The sequence below is a fragment of the Pseudomonas sp. 05N434 genome, from assembly GCF_056396965.1.
In genome coordinates, this window is sequence record NZ_JBFTMK010001132.1 from 1 (window position 1) to 455 (window position 455).

The 455-nt window shown below is 59.6% G+C and carries 1 protein-coding gene; it reads right to left on the bottom strand.

Annotated features, from left to right (window positions below; translation table 11 throughout):
* Positions 1-39: 39 nt before the first annotated feature.
* On the bottom strand, positions 40-455 hold a 416-nt coding region (locus tag AC1DLB_RS32085), incomplete at its 5' end, for a CBS domain-containing protein (protein ID WP_477786547.1).

The following is a 455-nucleotide window of genomic DNA, read 5'->3' on the forward strand; positions in this document are numbered from 1 at the left end:
AGCCCCCTCGCCACAAAAGCCCCCTCGCACAGTGTGCAATCACTCGCCGCGAATGTACTGCTCCAGCTGCCGAATCAGTTCAGCCTGTTCGGCAATGGCTTCCTTGACCAGGTCGCCGATCGACAGCAAGCCCATCAGCTCACCGTCCTCCACCACCGGCAAATGCCGCAGGCGTTTGTCGGACATGATGCCCATGCAGGTTTCGACGGTTTGATGGGTGTCCACGGTGATCACCGGCGACACCATGATGTCGCTGACCGGTGTGCCGACGGAGGAGCGCCCCTTGAGCACCAGTTTGCGCGCATAGTCCCGCTCACTGATGATGCCGACGACCTTTCCGTCTTTGAGGACCGGTAACGCGCCGACGTTTTTGGCGGCCATCACCATCAGCGCTTCCAGCACCATTTGATGAGGCGCAATGGTGTGGACTGCCTGATTCTGTTGGGCCTTTAACT